General features: G+C 50.1%; 18 protein-coding genes. 11 read left to right on the top strand and 7 right to left on the bottom strand.

Features of this window, described 5'->3' with window-relative positions:
• Window positions 1-2: 2 nt before the first annotated feature.
• From AEST_RS05605 to AEST_RS05595, 3 genes are read right to left on the bottom strand one after another with little or no spacing between them, the layout of a single operon-like run.
• On the bottom strand, window positions 3-503 hold the full coding sequence (locus AEST_RS05605; protein ID WP_008607653.1) for a chalcone isomerase family protein: 501 nt from the start codon (window positions 501-503) through the stop codon (window positions 3-5).
• Window positions 496-993, bottom strand: coding sequence for a DUF2878 domain-containing protein (locus AEST_RS05600; protein WP_008607651.1), 498 nt, complete (start codon window positions 991-993; stop codon window positions 496-498). Before AEST_RS05600 ends, AEST_RS05605 begins: the two co-directional genes overlap by 8 nt.
• Window positions 990-1,727 (bottom strand): SDR family NAD(P)-dependent oxidoreductase, encoded by a 738-nt coding sequence (locus tag AEST_RS05595; RefSeq protein WP_008607648.1) that lies wholly within the window; start codon window positions 1,725-1,727, stop codon window positions 990-992. The genes AEST_RS05600 and AEST_RS05595 overlap by 4 nt, the downstream gene beginning before the upstream one ends.
• A gap of 155 nt (window positions 1,728-1,882) precedes the next feature.
• Between AEST_RS05595 and AEST_RS05590 the strand changes: the two genes are divergently transcribed.
• Window positions 1,883-2,116 carry a type II toxin-antitoxin system ParD family antitoxin gene (locus tag AEST_RS05590; protein ID WP_008984105.1) on the top strand — a complete coding sequence of 78 codons (234 nt, stop codon included), beginning with the start codon at window positions 1,883-1,885 and terminating at the stop codon, window positions 2,114-2,116.
• Between the two features lie 84 nt (window positions 2,117-2,200).
• Here AEST_RS05590 and AEST_RS05585 read toward each other — a convergent pair whose 3' ends face one another.
• On the bottom strand, window positions 2,201-2,521 hold the full coding sequence (locus tag AEST_RS05585; RefSeq protein WP_008607646.1) for a hypothetical protein: 321 nt from the start codon (window positions 2,519-2,521) through the stop codon (window positions 2,201-2,203).
• A gap of 789 nt (window positions 2,522-3,310) precedes the next feature.
• Here AEST_RS05585 and AEST_RS17140 point away from each other — a divergent pair.
• Both AEST_RS17140 and AEST_RS05575 read left to right on the top strand, forming a co-directional pair.
• The gene (locus AEST_RS17140; RefSeq protein ID WP_008607643.1) at window positions 3,311-4,045 is read left to right on the top strand and encodes a hypothetical protein; all 735 of its coding nucleotides are present in this window, start codon (window positions 3,311-3,313) and stop codon (window positions 4,043-4,045) included.
• 22 nt (window positions 4,046-4,067) lie between these two features.
• Window positions 4,068-5,033, top strand: a complete 966-nt coding sequence (locus AEST_RS05575) for a CPBP family intramembrane glutamic endopeptidase (protein WP_008607642.1) — start codon at window positions 4,068-4,070, stop codon at window positions 5,031-5,033.
• A gap of 2 nt (window positions 5,034-5,035) precedes the next feature.
• On the opposite strand, the gene tsaB is transcribed toward AEST_RS05575, so the two are convergent.
• From tsaB to AEST_RS05560, 3 genes are all read right to left on the bottom strand, one after another.
• On the bottom strand, window positions 5,036-5,731 hold the full coding sequence (gene tsaB, locus AEST_RS05570; protein WP_008607641.1) for a tRNA (adenosine(37)-N6)-threonylcarbamoyltransferase complex dimerization subunit type 1 TsaB: 696 nt from the start codon (window positions 5,729-5,731) through the stop codon (window positions 5,036-5,038).
• Entirely contained in the window at window positions 5,731-7,677 is a 1,947-nt protein-coding gene (locus AEST_RS05565) for a DNA repair helicase YoaA (protein WP_008607640.1), read from the bottom strand. The genes tsaB and AEST_RS05565 overlap by 1 nt, the downstream gene beginning before the upstream one ends.
• 111 nt (window positions 7,678-7,788) lie before the next feature.
• A complete protein-coding gene (locus AEST_RS05560; protein ID WP_008607638.1) occupies window positions 7,789-8,034 on the bottom strand; it encodes a hypothetical protein in 246 nt (81 codons plus the stop codon).
• Between the two features lie 487 nt (window positions 8,035-8,521).
• On the opposite strand from AEST_RS05560, the gene hisG reads away from it, so the two are divergent.
• The 8 genes from hisG to hisIE all read left to right on the top strand — a co-directional run bounded on the left by hisG (window position 8,522) and on the right by hisIE (window position 15,897).
• Window positions 8,522-9,430: an ATP phosphoribosyltransferase gene (gene hisG, locus AEST_RS05555; RefSeq protein WP_008607636.1), complete on the top strand. Its 909-nt coding sequence runs from the start codon at window positions 8,522-8,524 to the stop codon at window positions 9,428-9,430.
• Between the two features lie 4 nt (window positions 9,431-9,434).
• Window positions 9,435-10,760, top strand: coding sequence for a histidinol dehydrogenase (gene hisD, locus AEST_RS05550; RefSeq protein ID WP_008607635.1), 1,326 nt, complete (start codon window positions 9,435-9,437; stop codon window positions 10,758-10,760).
• A 14-nt stretch (window positions 10,761-10,774) separates the two neighbouring features.
• A complete protein-coding gene (hisC, locus tag AEST_RS05545; protein ID WP_008607634.1) occupies window positions 10,775-11,899 on the top strand; it encodes a histidinol-phosphate transaminase in 1,125 nt (374 codons plus the stop codon).
• Window positions 11,896-12,966, top strand: coding sequence for a bifunctional histidinol-phosphatase/imidazoleglycerol-phosphate dehydratase HisB (hisB, locus tag AEST_RS05540; protein WP_008607633.1), 1,071 nt, complete (start codon window positions 11,896-11,898; stop codon window positions 12,964-12,966). The genes hisC and hisB overlap by 4 nt, the downstream gene beginning before the upstream one ends.
• Entirely contained in the window at window positions 12,966-13,562 is a 597-nt protein-coding gene (hisH, locus tag AEST_RS05535) for an imidazole glycerol phosphate synthase subunit HisH (RefSeq protein ID WP_008607632.1), read from the top strand. Before hisB ends, hisH begins: the two co-directional genes overlap by 1 nt.
• Window positions 13,559-14,296: a 1-(5-phosphoribosyl)-5-[(5-phosphoribosylamino)methylideneamino]imidazole-4-carboxamide isomerase gene (gene hisA, locus AEST_RS05530; protein ID WP_008607631.1), complete on the top strand. Its 738-nt coding sequence runs from the start codon at window positions 13,559-13,561 to the stop codon at window positions 14,294-14,296. Before hisH ends, hisA begins: the two co-directional genes overlap by 4 nt.
• Window positions 14,278-15,051 carry an imidazole glycerol phosphate synthase subunit HisF gene (hisF, locus tag AEST_RS05525; protein WP_008607630.1) on the top strand — a complete coding sequence of 258 codons (774 nt, stop codon included), beginning with the start codon at window positions 14,278-14,280 and terminating at the stop codon, window positions 15,049-15,051. The genes hisA and hisF overlap by 19 nt, the downstream gene beginning before the upstream one ends.
• A gap of 231 nt (window positions 15,052-15,282) precedes the next feature.
• The gene (gene hisIE / locus AEST_RS05520) at window positions 15,283-15,897 is read left to right on the top strand and encodes a bifunctional phosphoribosyl-AMP cyclohydrolase/phosphoribosyl-ATP diphosphatase HisIE (RefSeq protein ID WP_008607629.1); all 615 of its coding nucleotides are present in this window, start codon (window positions 15,283-15,285) and stop codon (window positions 15,895-15,897) included.
• Window positions 15,898-16,074: the final 177 nt, after the last annotated feature.

Here is a 16,074-nt window from a genome sequence, read left to right as displayed (position 1 = left end):
TCTTACTCGCCGGCAATCAGCTGCGCCCGTAATTCGGGCGCGCTGGTATTTTGGTGCAACCAGATATTAAAAAATGCTGGCCCAAATTCTGGATCTGCCAATACGCCGGTACTCTCTCCATTCATATAGAACTCAACGCCGTTATCTGCCAGCAATACCGCTGCCAAACGGTCGCCTTTGTCGACATCCTGCCATAGGCTTTTTAACTGTTCTGCCCACTTTTGCTGCTGCTCGGCAGTGCTTTGGCCTAGCTTCTTCCACTCATCAACGGTGGCTTTAATAAACTGATCGCGGCTGATTTTGCGCTTATAGGTGAGCTCCAACAGCAAGGGGGTACTTTGCTGGTAATCGACAAAACGGCCATCGGCCGTCGCCAGCCGGGCATCGTATAGCTGCCAGAATAGGTAGCGATAACTACCCTCGCCTACTGTAGTGAGATCCGGTAAGGCCGCCGCCGGCATTGCCAGTCCCAGCAATAATGCAAATGCTGATACTCTAAACATAAAACCTCCTGCTTTGACCATAAAGGACGGCCAGGCCGCCCCAAATCAGTGCTAATACGCCATAAGACACGTAACCCGCCGGGAAACTGAGCACTCCGCCACTCAGGGCTGCACCGCCGATATAAGACAAAGGCCCGCCCGTAGCGCCCAATACAAAAGCTAACCAGGGCTTTTGTAGAAAATCGGCTAACAACTCCACCACTGCCAGTGCAAAAACACCCCATAGCAACCAGAACCACAGTGGCAAGCTGTCGCGCAGGGCAAAACTTAAAATATCCAGCTGGATCAATGCTGAGTCAATTGCGACACCCAGTAGCGCAATAATCACAACAGCCAGCCGTCGCCGCGTGCCAATAAGACGCCACAAACCATAAAGCAAATACGCCAGTACCGGCCAGAACGCCAGCTGCTGGAAATACACCAGCAAAAACCAGCACAACTCAAAGCCGATAATGGCCCGCCAGTTAAGCTTAGACACGGCGGCACTCATTGTTGTTTCATCCGGTTCGCCAATTTAATCCGCAGGCCATAAGGCAAAGCACTTAGCAGCTTTAGCATCAGGCTTAAACGCCTTGGAAAGCGCAGCCGCGGTTTACCCGCTGCGATACCAGAGTAAATACGCTCTGCAGCCTGAGCGACCGGCATTAAAAACGGCATCGCAAAGTCATTTTTTTGAGTCAATGGTGTATCAATAAAGCCCGGTTCAATCAGGCAGATCTTAATCCCTGTTTCACCTAAATCGACCCTTAAGCTATCAGCGAAATAGCTAATTGCGGCTTTACTGCCGCCATAGGCTTCAGCCTGGGTAAAGGGGAAGAAATGCGCCATCGAACTGACGATGGCTAGAGTGCTACCGTCGCTAAGCCGAGGTAGTGCCTCTTTCACCGCCCGCACCACAGCCAGCACATTAAGCTCAAAAGTCCGCTCAAAAGCGCTGATATCAAGGTTTGTCGCCTCTACATATTCGCAGTTACCGGCGTTAAGCAGCACCACATCAAAACGCAGCTCAGCCGGCAGCTTGGCAAACCAGCTGGTTAGGGCTGCGCTATCGGTCAGATCCAGACTTACCGGCACAATACGCTGCGGCGCCTCGGCTGACAGTTCTGCTAACTTATCCGCAGAGCGCGCCACCGCATATACCGTCCAGCCATTACGGGCATAATGCAGTGCGGTTTCGCGGCCAATGCCAGAGCTGGCACCGGTAATTAAAATCGTTGAGGTCATAAATACTCCATTGCAGTTGGAGCTTATACGTAAAGTATAGCGAACAGTTCGGTAGTGCTTTAACGCAAAACAATTGAAAAGAGTCAGGCTGCTTGTCATTTATACACTTCAAGATTATATTCATTATTATCATTTATGAATACGAGAGGCCTTATATGGCAACGACAAGTTTGAGTTTGGGCGAGCATTGGGAAACCTTTATCAGGAAGGAAATTGCAACCGGTCGCTACGGTTCGGCCAGTGAAGTGGTGCGTGATGCATTGAGAACGCTTGAAGAACGTAAGGCAAAACTTGAAGCCTTACGTGCACATTTAGCTCAGGGTGCCTTGCAAGCCAGAGAGGGACAGTTTGTTGAGGACTTTAGCGTCGACCAGCTAATTTCGGATTAGTGGCCGTTTTATTGATGTAATCGGCGTACCACATCAAGAAATGGATATTGATGGCTATTTCAAAAATTAGCCAGAAGACAAAAGTTAGGCGTAGAGATCAACACCCAGCATCGCTTGTACTTCACTGCGACGCTGTTCATTTTGCAAGCTTTGGTAAGCGGCTATCGCCCGCTCATTACGGGGTTCGCTGCTATCACGAAAGTTTTGCCGATTGCGCTCGGCCTCACGTTCATTATCTAACCGCTCAATCACTGCCCGCTCCACGCGGATCCCTGCCGCTTGCTGCGTGCTTTGCGCCTCTGCAGCTTGGCGCTCAGGCGTAGTTTGTCGCACCGGTTGCGGACGATTCGTCGCCGGGTTTAGCAAACTGCTGGCATTGATATTATTGCTGGCGTTAATGCTCATATAAGCCGCTACTTAGTAATAACTGGCCTAATTATAGGCAATTATTAGGCGCTAATGTCAACTTTCAGTTGTTCACGTTGCAAATTATTAGCGAGCGGCAAACGCTGAAGCATCTTTTCTTCGATAGCATACCCAAGCTGATTGTCCCGGATTTCCTGAAAAGTAACCTCAATAGAACTTGACCAGCCATGGCCTTATCTGAAATTTAGCATCGCGAAACTGAAGCAGCACAGATGCAAAAGGCAAAAAGCAAGGCCTGATACGGCATCCCCAGTGTAAGCGCCTGAGGTGACTATTCGCGCCAGCTTGGATCAAATGATTGGCGATGCCTTACTGGGTGAAGCCAGACAAAAAGTCGCACAATTGCAAAACCGGCTACGCACAGCCTGGATAATCTCTTGCAACAGCAGTTAGCTGGCCAACAATAGTGGCTGCAATTCATCCGGCAACAAGATGCAGACAGCACAGTAATACAAGCCTCACCGGAGTAGTTATTAAATGCGCAGATGGGCACATTACAAGATCAATTACGTAAACGCCTGCGTGACCGCCTCGGCGGCAGTTAACGCTCAGTTTTACCCCCTTCTATTCGACCTCAACAACTTGGCAGTTTTTGCCAAGTCACTTCTCTCAAGAGTAATTTAGTTACTCCCTCTCAAAGAAAAACTAAAAAAATTCAGAATCAATACCCCAGAAAAAAATTAAAAAAATAACAACAAAACTTGACAAGATTCACATTTTTTACACACTAAATAAGCCATTTGGCAAACTAATAAACAGGAGGTTGTCATGAAGAGTTTTTTTTATACACTTATCCTGTCGATAGTAGTTTTTTCGGCAAGCTGCTTTGGAAATCCAGATTGGAAGTTAATTGTAGATAAAACTGGAGTTAGCATTTTTAGTTCAAAGTTGGAATACGATTTATTCTATGATGTTATCCGAGATATAGAGCAACATAAATTACTAAATAGCTTGACAAACTCCGATGCACAAAAATGCGGAGTCAAGCAATCCGTTTATAATGGTCATATTTTTCATGAAAAACAAAAATTTGATTATACGGCATCTAATGGTCAAATTGACGTTTGGAATGATACTCAATACTTCACTTTCTCTGCAGAAAACATTTTTGAATCTCTCAGCAAGAGTATTTATTCACAAAGCATAAGAGAAAGTAAGTTTGGCTTTAGTGATGATGAGAATGAAACTCCAGCTTGGGGGCATTTAATTGTTCCTGTAGTCGTAGTATTAGCTAACCACATTGCATGCAGTGGAAGCGCTGCAAGTGCAGTAGCATATTGCAATAGAGTATGCAATTGTGGGGTGCAAAGTTATACATATAAATGTATTGCAGGTGCGATTGATGCCTCTTGCTCATGTAATCCCTGCCCCCAAACACCTAATTTAATTAGCAGTTTTCCTGTTTATGGCAGTTGGAGTGGCCCACTAATTCATGGATTGCCAATGCTCTTTAATCCAGGCTCAGCACTTGTGATTGGTCAGCCCTATACCTCAGCTCAATAAATAATTTAATAGGAAATGCAGCATGATGAGCCTGACAGGTTGTGCAAAAAAAATAATTATGAGTTACTTAATTGTTTTATCTATAATTATTTTGGCAACAGTCATTCAATTTTCTTTATTGAACAAGTCAGGCTCATCATTTAGCAGTAAGATAAATTTCAATTTTACTGTGCAACACTGCGACGCAAAAAACGTAACAGCACTTTACGACTTTGAACAGAGCGCTCGGCTAATCATGTCTGATGACTCGACATATAGCATTGATTTCTATCGAAAAACCCCTTTCAAATATACTTTTAATCAAGAGTTTGAACATTCGCTTGAGCTAATAAATATTTTAAATGAACATGGATGCAATATTTTAGCCAGCTCAGTATCAAAGAAGCTTGAGTTTTTCGGGATTAATGATCAGCTTATATTTTTCGTTTTTGCAATAATCCTGTCACATACATTCTACTTTTTATCAAGTAAGTCAACGGGTAAAATCTATGACATCTGGCATAAAAAAGTACCCGTTCCAGATAAAAAATATGTTTTACTGTTTTTCTTTATTGGTGGTTGTTCTTCACTGCTTGCCATGATCACCAATATTGCAGTGCATTATTTCGGCTTGGTATCATCAGTGCATACCAGCTCATCAGTGTTCCCTGATTTCACATTTTCAGTTTTATTGATGGTAATTTTGATTGGTCCTTTCGCTGAAGAGCTCATTTTCAGACGCCTTGGTTACCAGATTTGGATGAGTGAGACCAAAAATGCAAAAGTGCTGGGAGCCATAATAATCTCATCACTTTTTGCCCTTTTTCACATTGGAATAAAGATAGACCTTAGTTTTAATATTTTTATGTTTTCAATTAGCTATATCACCAGCCTCATGCTTTGTTTCGCCTATGTTAAGGGCGGTTTATCTGCATCTGTTGCTTTTCATGTTGCCTTTAATCTTACATCCTTATGCCTGTATTATCTGTTTCAACAGCTCTTTCTGTAATCTCAACGGCCAGGGAGTTTTTGCCAAGTGACGTCATCGCGTACGTAGACCGGCTCGGCCTGCTCGGCGCTGACAAATAACTGTTGCTGCCAGGCTCGGCTGGCAAATGGCAGCATAAACTGCGCTGATGGATACAGAATCGTCTCAGAAATCAGTGCTGGGGCCAGTTGCTGCAGTGCCTGCGGATAAGTTTGCCAACCGGTACCCACCCCCAACAGCTGTGAGGTAAAAGACAGTGAGGTCAAAACCTCAGGTAAAGCGGCCGGTTTAGCCGCAATTTCCGGCGTTATCGCTTGCATTAACCCTGCTTCATCTAACGCATAAGCTGCGATATAGACTTCCGCCATTCTGGCATCAATAGCGGCAATCACCTCTGTGGCGTTTTGCTGTACTGCCGCCTGTGCCATCGCCGCCAGGGTTGACACCCCGAATACCGGCAAATCTGCGCCAAAAGCCAGGCCCTGGGCAACGGACACGCCAATCCTGACGCCAGTAAAACTGCCGGGGCCACGGCCAAAGATAATACCGTCTAACTGATAAAGGCTGACGCCAGCATCGCTTAACAGCTGCTGTACCATAGGTAAAATGCGTTTGCTGTGTTGCTGCGGGCAAACTTCATCCAGCGCTAAGATCTGGTCATCCAGAGCTAAAGCGACCGAACAGGCTTCGGTAGAGGTATCCAGGGCTAAAAACTTCATCATTTATCCTGTTGCATAGCATGTAAAAACTGACAGGCCTCAGCCAGATCGCGGCTGCGGCGCATCGGTGGCAGGCTCTTTAAAAACGTGGCGCCATAGGGCTTAGTCACAAGCCGGTTATCACAGATCACCAGCACACCGCGGTCGCTGACATCGCGAATTAGCCGCCCGACGCCCTGCTTTAACGTAATCACCGCCTGGGGTAACTGGACCTCGGCGAACGGATCTTTGCCGCGCATTGTACAGTCTTCACTGCGTGCCTGCAGCAAGGGATCGTCCGGCGAAGCGAAGGGCAGCTTGTCGATAATGACACAGCTTAAGGTATCGCCCCGTACATCCACCCCTTCCCAGAAACTGCCGGTACCCAATAACACCGCATTTTCCAGCTGCACAAACTGCTCTAATAACAAACGTTTACCGGTACTGCCCTGCACCAGCACCGGCTGACGGATCTGCTCCGGCAAGGCGCCCGCCATCCACTGCAGCATACGATGGCTGGTAAACAGAAAGAAACAGCGGCCGTTATTCGCCTGGATCAACTGAACAGCTAAACTGAGCAAAGCATGCGCCATCGCCGGCTCATGTGGCTCGGGTAAAAACCGTGGCACACAGAGCAGTGCCTGCTGCGCATAGTCAAAAGGGCTTTCCAGCAACAGCGTACGGGCACCGTCTAGGCCCATTTGCTGTTGATAATGAGCAAAGCCTTCATCTACTGACAACGTGGCCGAGGTGAAGATCCAGCTGCGTTCAGCGGCAAATACCAGTTTTTGAAATTTATCGGCAATACTCAGCGGCGTTAAATGCAATGTCACGTGCAAGCGGCTGGTTTCAAACCACAGGCTGACACCGCTTTGCTCGGTTTGCAGCAATTTCGGTAACTGACTTTTTAGCTGCGCCAGCCGCTCATAGCAGTTATCCAGCGCCTGACTGCGTCCAAGACTGCTTTTTACAATCTGATACAACATCTCCAGCGCATCATTAATGCGGATCACTGCCGTTTGCATATTGCTTTGCTGATAGGCCTGCCGCCAGTTGCCACGCGCTGGCTCGGCGGCAAACTGCAACCGCCAGTCGCGGGTCAGGCTGTAGAGTTTATCGGCGGCTTTACTTAGCTGGATCAGATCTTTCAGTTCGGTTTTGCCGATTTGCTCTAAGTCTTTACACAGATCCAGCAACACCCGGCTGGAGAAATGCTCACCAAAATAATCGCTGGCGATATCCGGGATCTGATGCGCTTCGTCGAAGATCACCACTTCCATGTCAGGTAACAGCTCACCAAAGCCGGTATCTTTCAGCGCCAGATCGGCAAAAAATAAATGATGATTGACTACCACCAGATCAGCTGCCTGTGCCTCTTTGCGCGCCTTTAGCAGATGGCAGTCTTCATACACCGGGCAGTCTTTACCCAGGCAGTTATCGGTGGTACTGGTGACATAAGGCAGCGCCCGCGAGTCTTCGGCGATATAACTGAGCTCACCGATATCACCGCTTTGCGTTTCCGCGGCCCATTTTTTGATCAGGCTTAGGTCATTAATCAGCTCAGGATCAGCACTAGGGATATGTTGATAATGCTGCTCTAAGCGAAACAGACATAAATAATTTGCGCGCCCTTTTAACAGCGCAGTCTTTACCGGCAGGGCCAGCGCCTGTAATACCGTTGGCAGATCGCGAAAGTACAGCTGCTCCTGCAGGTTTTTGGTGCCGGTTGATAAAATCACCTTTTTACCGGACAGCAGTGCCGGCACCAGATAGGCGTAAGTTTTACCGGTACCGGTACCCGCTTCCACCACCAAAACACCATTGGCCGAGATACTTTCTGCTACGGCCTGTGCCATCTCCAGCTGCGCCGCACGCGGCTTAAAGCCCGGGATCTGTTTTGCCAGGGTGCCCTGTTCGGCAAAGGCATGTTTGACCTTAGCCGACATCAGTACCTCGGGTAACGGCATCACAAAAACGCAGCACAGCAGCTCCAGAATAGTAATAAGGCTTCAACCAGACGAAGAAAGAAGCAAAATACAAAGCAATTGCCGGCTATTATGCCTTGTCAGCGCCAAAAATCAGATAAAAATATCCACATGGCCATCTTTATCGACGTGCTGCTCTTCCTCTGGCGTGGTGTAGGGTGCTGGCGGATAGTCATCTGACGGCGCTTTTTTGGCAAAGCGGCGCAGAATTAAAAACTTTTGCTCATTGCGTTTTAGCGGCTCCAGCCGGGCTTCTTTAAACACAGGCAGCACCTGCCGTGGATCCTGTTCGACAGGGGTTCCCGGGGTGCGTTGAATAAAGGGCATAAAAACGTCCATCATTCCTCCTGCCTGTGTTAAAAACGTGGCCGCCGTAAAGTGTTAAGTTGCAATACCATACTGTTATCGACTGCATTAGCCTAAACTTTAATCAGCAATATTGACTATACAACCTGACCATAAAACAAGCAATTAGTTGCCAGTCTTGAACTTTAAACACTGATAAACTTTAATGCGAAACAAGCCGAAAAAATACAAATCACTGATTAATAAATAAATTAAAAAACATTGCCGTATTTGCCACTGAAAATAATAGTTGCAACCAAGGCTTGCCAGGAGTAACTTGTATAGCATCTAACGTACAGGATTAACCCATGACACTGTTCACTGTATCACTGCACCATCATCATAGCACCTAGCCTTCCGGCTTAGGCGGAGGGCTATTGCTAAGGCCTCCGGTGGATACTGTCATATCAAACCCCGCAGGCCAGTGCCACGGGGTTTTTTGTTTTCAGGTTTTTTATTTTTCGACTATCAGGAGTGACGTATGAGTCCGGCCATTGAAAGTAAACGTTTACGTATCGCGATGCAAAAATCCGGGCGACTGTCCGTGGACTCGCAAGCCCTGCTTAGCAGCTGTGGCTTAAAAATTAACTTACGTGAACAGCGCTTAATTGCTCATGTCGAAAATATGCCGATTGATATTTTGCGGGTGCGCGATGACGATATTCCGGGCTTGGTAATGGATGGCGTCTGTGATCTTGGCATTATCGGCGAAAACGTGCTGGAAGAAGTATCACTACAGCGCCAGTTAGATCAGGAAAACTTCGACTATGAGGTGCTGGCACGACTGGATTTTGGCGGCTGCCGCTTATCAATTGCCGTGCCGCAAGAGGAAAACTACCAGGGTGTACAAAGCCTCGATGGCAAAACGATTGCCACTACTTACCCGCGCTTACTGGCACGCTTTTTAAAACAACAAGGCGTCAATGCCCGCATCGTGATGCTCACCGGCTCAGTAGAAGTGGCACCGCGCGCTGGCCTGGCCGATGCGATCTGCGATCTGGTCTCTACCGGCGCCACGCTGGAAGCCAATGGTTTAAAAGAGGCCGAAGTGATTTACCGCAGCAAAGCAGTACTGATTCAGCGCAAAGGCCTGACAGATGCCGGTCAGCTAAAACTGATTAGAAAACTGATGCCACGCATTCAGGGCGTGATGCAGGCAAATGAAAGTAAATACATTATGCTGCACGCACCACGCTCCCGCTTAGATGAAGTGATTGCACTGTTACCTGGCGCCGAAAACCCAACACTGTTGCCGCTGGCGGGGAATAACGATGTGGTCGCCATTCACGTGGTCAGTAGCGAAACCCTGTTCTGGGAAACCATGGAGCAGTTAAAAGCACTTGGCGCCAGCTCTATTCTGGTGCTGCCGATTGAGAAGATGATGGAGTAACATCATGCAACGTATCGATTGGGCGACGTTAGACTCTTCCGCACAGCAACAGGCATTAGCCCGCCCGGCGCTGCCGGATGCCGCAGCTCTGGCACCCCAGGTGCGTGAGATTATTGCTAAGGTACAAAGCGAAGGTGATGTGGCCTTACGGGCTTACAGTGCCAGCTTTGACAAACTGGATAATAACCCGCTTAAGCTCAGTCTCGATGAGCAACAACGGCTGTTAAGTCTGCTAAGTCAGGAGCGCAAAGCCGCGATTGAACTGGCCTACGACAATATCCGCAAGTTTCACGCCGCCCAGCTGCCGCGCGATATCGAAGTTGAAACCAGCGCTGGCGTGATTTGTGAGCTAAAGAATCAACCGATCCAAAGTGTTGGCCTCTATATTCCCGGCGGCAGCGCCCCGCTGCCCTCCACAGTACTGATGCTTGGCGTACCGGCACAATTAGCGGCTTGTCCGCGTGCGGTGCTGGTCACTCCGCCGGGCAAACCGGCTGCGACGGATATTGCACCGGAAATTATCTATGCCGCTAACCTCTGTGGTATTACCGAGATCTATACTATTGGCGGCGCCCAGGCGATCGCCGCGCTGGCCTATGGCACTGAGACGATTGCCAAAGTAGATAAAATCTATGGCCCCGGCAATCGTTATGTTACCGAAGCCAAGCAGCAGGTAAGTCAGGATCCGCGTGGTGCAATGATTGATATGCCTGCTGGCCCGTCTGAAGTGCTGGTGCTGGCCGATGCGCTGGCCAATCCGGCCTTTATTGCTGCCGACTTGTTATCACAGGCCGAACATGGCCCGGATTCACAGGTCATTTTAGTTAGCGATAGCCAGAGCCTGATCGATCAGGTGGAGTTGCAGCTCTCAGCACAGCTGGCGGCCTTACCACGTAAAGAGATTGCCGCCAAGGCACTGGCGCACAGCCGCGCTATTTTAACGCCGGATCAGGCCACGGCAGTAGCCGTGACTAATGCCTATGCGCCGGAGCACTTAATTGTGCAAACCGCCAATGCCGAAGCCTTAACCGCGCAATTTACCAGCGCCGCCAGCATCTTTGTTGGTCAGTGGACGCCGGAGTCGGCCGGTGACTATGCCAGCGGCACCAACCATGTGCTGCCAACCTATGGCTATAGCCGTACCGTGTCGAGCTTGTCGCTGAGTGATTTTTTCCGCCGCTACACAGTGCAGCGCTTGTCGGCCACCGGTATGCGCAATATTGGCCCGGCGATTGTTACGCTGGCCGAAGCAGAGAGCTTAGAAGCGCACGCCAACGCCGTACGGCTGCGCTTAGCGGCTTTAGAAAGCGCAGCACAAGAACAGAATTAAGGCAGAGCAGCATGATGAGCACAACAAATACGATCAATAGCACTAACACCAAAGACAGCAAAAATAACAGCGTCAGCGATCTGGCCCGGCAACTGGTACAGGACTTAGTGCCTTATGCCTCAGCCCGTAGCAGCATGAGTGGCGGTGCGGTTTGGCTTAATGCCAATGAAAATGCGCTGGCACCGGCCTATCAGCTGGATGGCACTTTTAACCGTTATCCGTCCTGTCAGCCCAAAGCCGTCATTGATGCCTATGCCGCCTATGCCGGTGTCGCGCCAGAGCAGGTACTGGTCAGCCGGGGGGCCGATGAAGGTATTGAGCTTTTGATCCGCAGCTTTTGTGAACCAAAACAAGATAGCATTACCATTTGTCCACCCACTTATGGCATGTATGCGATTAGCGCCGAGAGTAATCAAACCGCCGTTAACAAGGTATTACTGGTGAATAACGAGCAGCTGGATCTGGCCGGTATCTTTGCCACCACGCCTAAGCTGGTATTTATCTGTAGCCCGAATAACCCGACCGGCGACCTGATCCCGCGCGAGCAAATTATCGCCGTGCTGGAACAGTTTCAGGGTAAGGCGCTGGTTGTCGTCGATGAAGCCTATATTGAATTTGCGCCCAGTGCTTCTGTGGTGCCACTGCTAAGCCGTTACCCGCATTTGGTAATACTGCGTACCCTGTCCAAAGCCTTTGGCCTGGCCGGGTTACGCTGTGGCTTTACCCTGGCCGCCCCTGAGGTAATTAACGCCCTGAAAAAGCTCATTGCGCCTTATCCTATCGCCGAGCCGGTTGCGCAAATCGCCGCTCAGGCTTTAGCTCCGGCGGGTATTGCACAAATGCAGCAAAGCGTGGCGACCATTAATCAGCTGCGCCAGGAGTTTTGCCAGTTTGCCCGAGGCTTAGAGGGTGTACAAAAAGTCTGGCCCAGCAATGCCAACTATGTGCTGTTGCAGGTGGCTGATGCCGCGGCCTGCGTCGCCGCGCTAATTAACGAGGATATCCTGATCCGCAACCAATCCTCGCAGCTGGGTTTAAGCCAGGTGGTGCGGGTATCCATTGGCAACCCGGATGAGATGCAGCGCCTTAAACAGGCAATGCTTAACTATTTTTCAGCGAATAAGAGAGTAAGCGCATGAGTGGCCAACCTATTTTATTTATCGACCGCGATGGCACCATGGTGGAAGAGCCGCCAATTGATAAGCAACTGGATAGTCTGGAAAAACTGGCTTATGAGCCAGGTCTGGTGCCGGCCTTGTTAAAATTACAGGCGGCCGGTTATCGGCTGGTGATGGTGACCAATCAGGATGGTCTGGGTACCAGCAGCTTCCCGCGTGATACCTTCGACGCGCCGCACAATAAGATGATGCAGCTGTTAACCTCGCAAGGGATCCAGTTTGACGATGTGCTGATTTGCCCGCACTTTGACAGTGATAACTGCAGCTGCCGCAAGCCGAAACTGGGCCTGGTAAAAGACTATCTGCAGCAAGGCAAAATCGACTTTACCAATTCCTATGTGATTGGCGATAGGCTAACTGATGTGCAGCTGGCCGAAAATATGGGTCTACCGTCATTTCAATATAACCGCGACACGCTGGGCTGGGCCGACATCACCAAACAACTGTTAAGCCGTGGCCGCAAAGCTGAAGTCAGCCGGGTGACGCGCGAAACCGATATTAAGGTTAAGGTTGATTTGGATAATAGCGGCAACAACAGCTTTAACACCGGCGTGGGCTTTTTTGACCATATGCTGGAGCAAATTGCCACCCATGGCGGCTTTTCGTTGCAGGTTGCGGTAAAAGGCGATTTGCATATTGACGATCATCACAGCGTGGAAGATACCGCCCTGGCGCTGGGTCAGGCATTAAAGCAGGCGCTGGGCAATAAGCGTGGCATTAACCGTTTTGGCTTTGTGCTGCCAATGGACGAGTGCCGGGCAGAATGCGTAATGGATTTATCCGGCCGGCCGCTGTTTGTCTTTAACGCCGAACTGGGCGAAGGCAGTGTCGGTGGTTTGAACCTTGAGATGGTACCGCACTTTTTCCGCTCACTGAGCGATGCGATGGCGATGTCACTACACCTGAGCATTACGCCGGGCAATAAGCATCATATGGTGGAAGGCTTATTTAAAGCCTTTGGCCGCGCCCTGCGCCAGGCCATTACCGTTAGCGGTGAAGCGCTGCCAAGCTCAAAAGGAGTGCTGTAATGGCTGAGCTGGTTATTGTCGACACCGGCTGTGCCAATATCAGCTCGGTGTATTTTGCCATAAAACGCCTTGGCGTGGAGCCGGTGATCAGTGCTGACGCTGCAATAATCAAACAAGCTGAGCGGGTAATTTTACCCGGCGTCGGTACCGCTAAGGCGGCGATGCATAATCTAGCTGAGCGTGATTTAATCAGCACCTTACAAGGCTTACAACAGCCGGTACTGGGCATTTGTCTGGGCATGCAACTGCTGACCGCCCATAGCATGGAAGGCGATGTTGCTTGTCTTGGGTTAATTCCGGGCGAAGTGGCACCGCTTAACGCCGCCGGTTTACGCTTACCGCATATGGGCTGGAATACCTTGCATAGCATTAGCCAGCATCCGCTGTTAAAGGGCTTTACTGCGCAAGATTATCTGTATTTTGTGCACAGCTTTGCGGTGGTTCCCAGCCAATACAGCTTAGCACAGTGCCACTATGGTTCTGACTTTGCTGCGGTAATTGGTAAAGATAATGTCGCCGGTGCCCAGTTTCACCCCGAGCGTTCGGGCAAAGTTGGGGCGCGTTTATTACAAAACTTTTTGGAGTGGCAGCTGTGATTATTCCGGCCATAGATTTAATCGACGGCAAAGTCGTCCGCCTGTATCAGGGCGCTTATGATAAAACCACCGAGTACGAGTTTAGCCCCATTAGCCTGCGCGACAGCTACGCCGCAGCCGGCTCGCCGCTATTACATGTGGTGGACTTGTCCGGTGCCAAAGATGCCAGCAAACGCCAACTTACACTATTAACACAACTGATGACCGACTCGCCGTTGCAAATTCAGGTCGGCGGCGGAGTGCGTACTGAGCAGGACGTAAAAGATTTACTGGCAGCCGGTGCCAGCCGCGTCGTGATTGGTAGCTTAGCCATTCGCGAACCGGCACTGGTGCAAAGCTGGATCAAAACTTACGGCGGTGAGAGGATCGTGCTGGCGCTGGATGTCGCCATTAACGCCAAAGGCGAAAAAACCCTGCCCAGCCATGGCTGGATTGAAGAGTCCGGTGTCACCCTGGAACAGGTGTTAGATGGTTATATCGCGGCCGGCGCTAAACATGTGCTGTGTACCGATATCAGTAAAGACGGTACCCTGAGCGGCTCTAATGTTGCCTTATATCGTGAGCTATGCAGCAAGTACCCACAACTGGCCTGGCAGGCATCGGGCGGTATTGGTGCGCTCAGTGATATCCAGGCGCTGATTGGCTCCGGTGTGGCCGGCGTGATCTTAGGCCGCTCGCTGTTGGAAGGTAAATTTACACTGCAGGAGGCGATCGCATGCTGGCAAAACGGTTAATTCCCTGTTTAGATGTGCGCGATGGCAAGGTGGTCAAAGGCGTACAGTTTCGTAACCATGAAATTATCGGCGATATCGTGCCGCTGGCGCAGCGCTATGCTGAAGCCGGTGCCGATGAGCTGGTGTTTTATGATATTACCGCCTCCAGTGATGGCCGGGTAGTCGATAAAAGCTGGGTCCGGCGCATAGCCGAGGTCATTGATATCCCGTTTTGCGTCGCGGGCGGTATTAAGTCGGTTGCCGATGCCGGCAAAATTCTGGAAATGGGCGCCGATAAGGTGTCGATTAACAGCCCGGCCCTGGCCAACCCACAGCTGATAGCCGAACTGAATGCAACCTTTGGCCAGCAATGCGTGGTGGTCGGTATCGACAGCTTTTTTGATGTCGCCTCCGGCCAGTATCAGGTGTATCAGTTTACCGGTGATGAAAGCCGCACCCAAAAAACCCAGTGGCTGACCCGCGATTGGGTCGCCGAGGTACAGCGCTTAGGTGCCGGTGAAATTGTGCTGAACTGTATGAATCAGGATGGCGTGCGGCAGGGTTATGATTTAGCACAGCTAAAAAGTATCCGGGATCTTTGTCGGGTACCGCTGATTGCCAGTGGCGGCGCCGGTACTATGCAGCATTTTACCGAGGTGTTTAGCACCGCAGATGTCGATGGCGCCCTGGCGGCCAGTGTGTTTCATAAGGGTATTATTCAGATCAGCGAGCTAAAAGCGAAGTTAATTGCGGATGGGATTAGTATTCGGCCTTGAGCGTTTGAACGAAGCAGCAAAACCCGAGCATAAACCGGTAAAAAGCTAAGGCGTATGTACTTTTTTCTGCGACCGTTGGAGGCCATGGATGGCCGGAATCGAGCCCCAGGGATGGTTTATGGCGTGTCGCAGAAAAAATGTACGGAGTCTTAGCGGGTAACGGAGTGCAGAGCATTGGTGTAGGCTCTTTTCGCAATAACCTTAGTCGACTCCGAAATAAGAGACACTTGAATGAACCAACAACAAATCAGCCAGCTTAGCTGGCCCGATAGCCAACTGTTACCGGCGATAGTGCAACATGCCATCTCCGGCAAGGTGCTAATGCAAGGCTATATGAATCCGGATGCGCTGCAGCATACATTACAAAGCGGCAATGTCACCTTCTTTAGCCGCAGCAAGCAGCGACTGTGGACCAAAGGCGAGAGCTCGGGTCACACCCTGCAGCTGGTCAGCATCGACAGCGATTGTGACAGTGACAGCCTGTTAGTATTGGCGCTGCCGCAAGGGCCAACCTGCCACGTTGGCACAGAAACCTGCTGGCACGATAATGACGCCAATAGCCCACAGCTGGCGTTTTTATATGACTTAGAGCAAGTGATTAAAAGCCGTGAGGGTGCCGATCCGAAAAGCAGCTATACCGCCAGTTTATTTACCAAGGGCGTGAAACGTATCGCGCAGAAAGTCGGTGAAGAAGGCGTCGAGTCGGCTTTGGCAGCGATGGCTGGTGATCGCGAAGAGCTGAAAAACGAAGCCGCTGATCTACTGTTCCATCTGCTGGTACTGCTACGCAGCCAGCAGTTGGAGCTGGCCGATGTGATTGCGATTTTAAAGCAACGGCATCGTTAGACACAGCACCGTCTGCAACAACGTTAATAAGCCAGAAAGACTGGCGTTAGGGCGCGGTTCAGAACTGGCGCCCTAATAATCTTGTGCTATACCTAAAGCTAGACTGGCACAGAGATTGTCTCTTGCTGCGTCTAGGCCCAGTGCCGCTGTTAACGGAGGCTGTAGTTCACAGCAAAA

Source organism: Alishewanella aestuarii B11, from assembly GCF_000280055.1.
Classification (GTDB): domain Bacteria; phylum Pseudomonadota; class Gammaproteobacteria; order Enterobacterales; family Alteromonadaceae; genus Alishewanella; species Alishewanella aestuarii.
The sequence above is the reverse complement of the archived record's forward strand: the minus strand, read 5'-3'. Positions and strand labels throughout refer to the sequence as shown.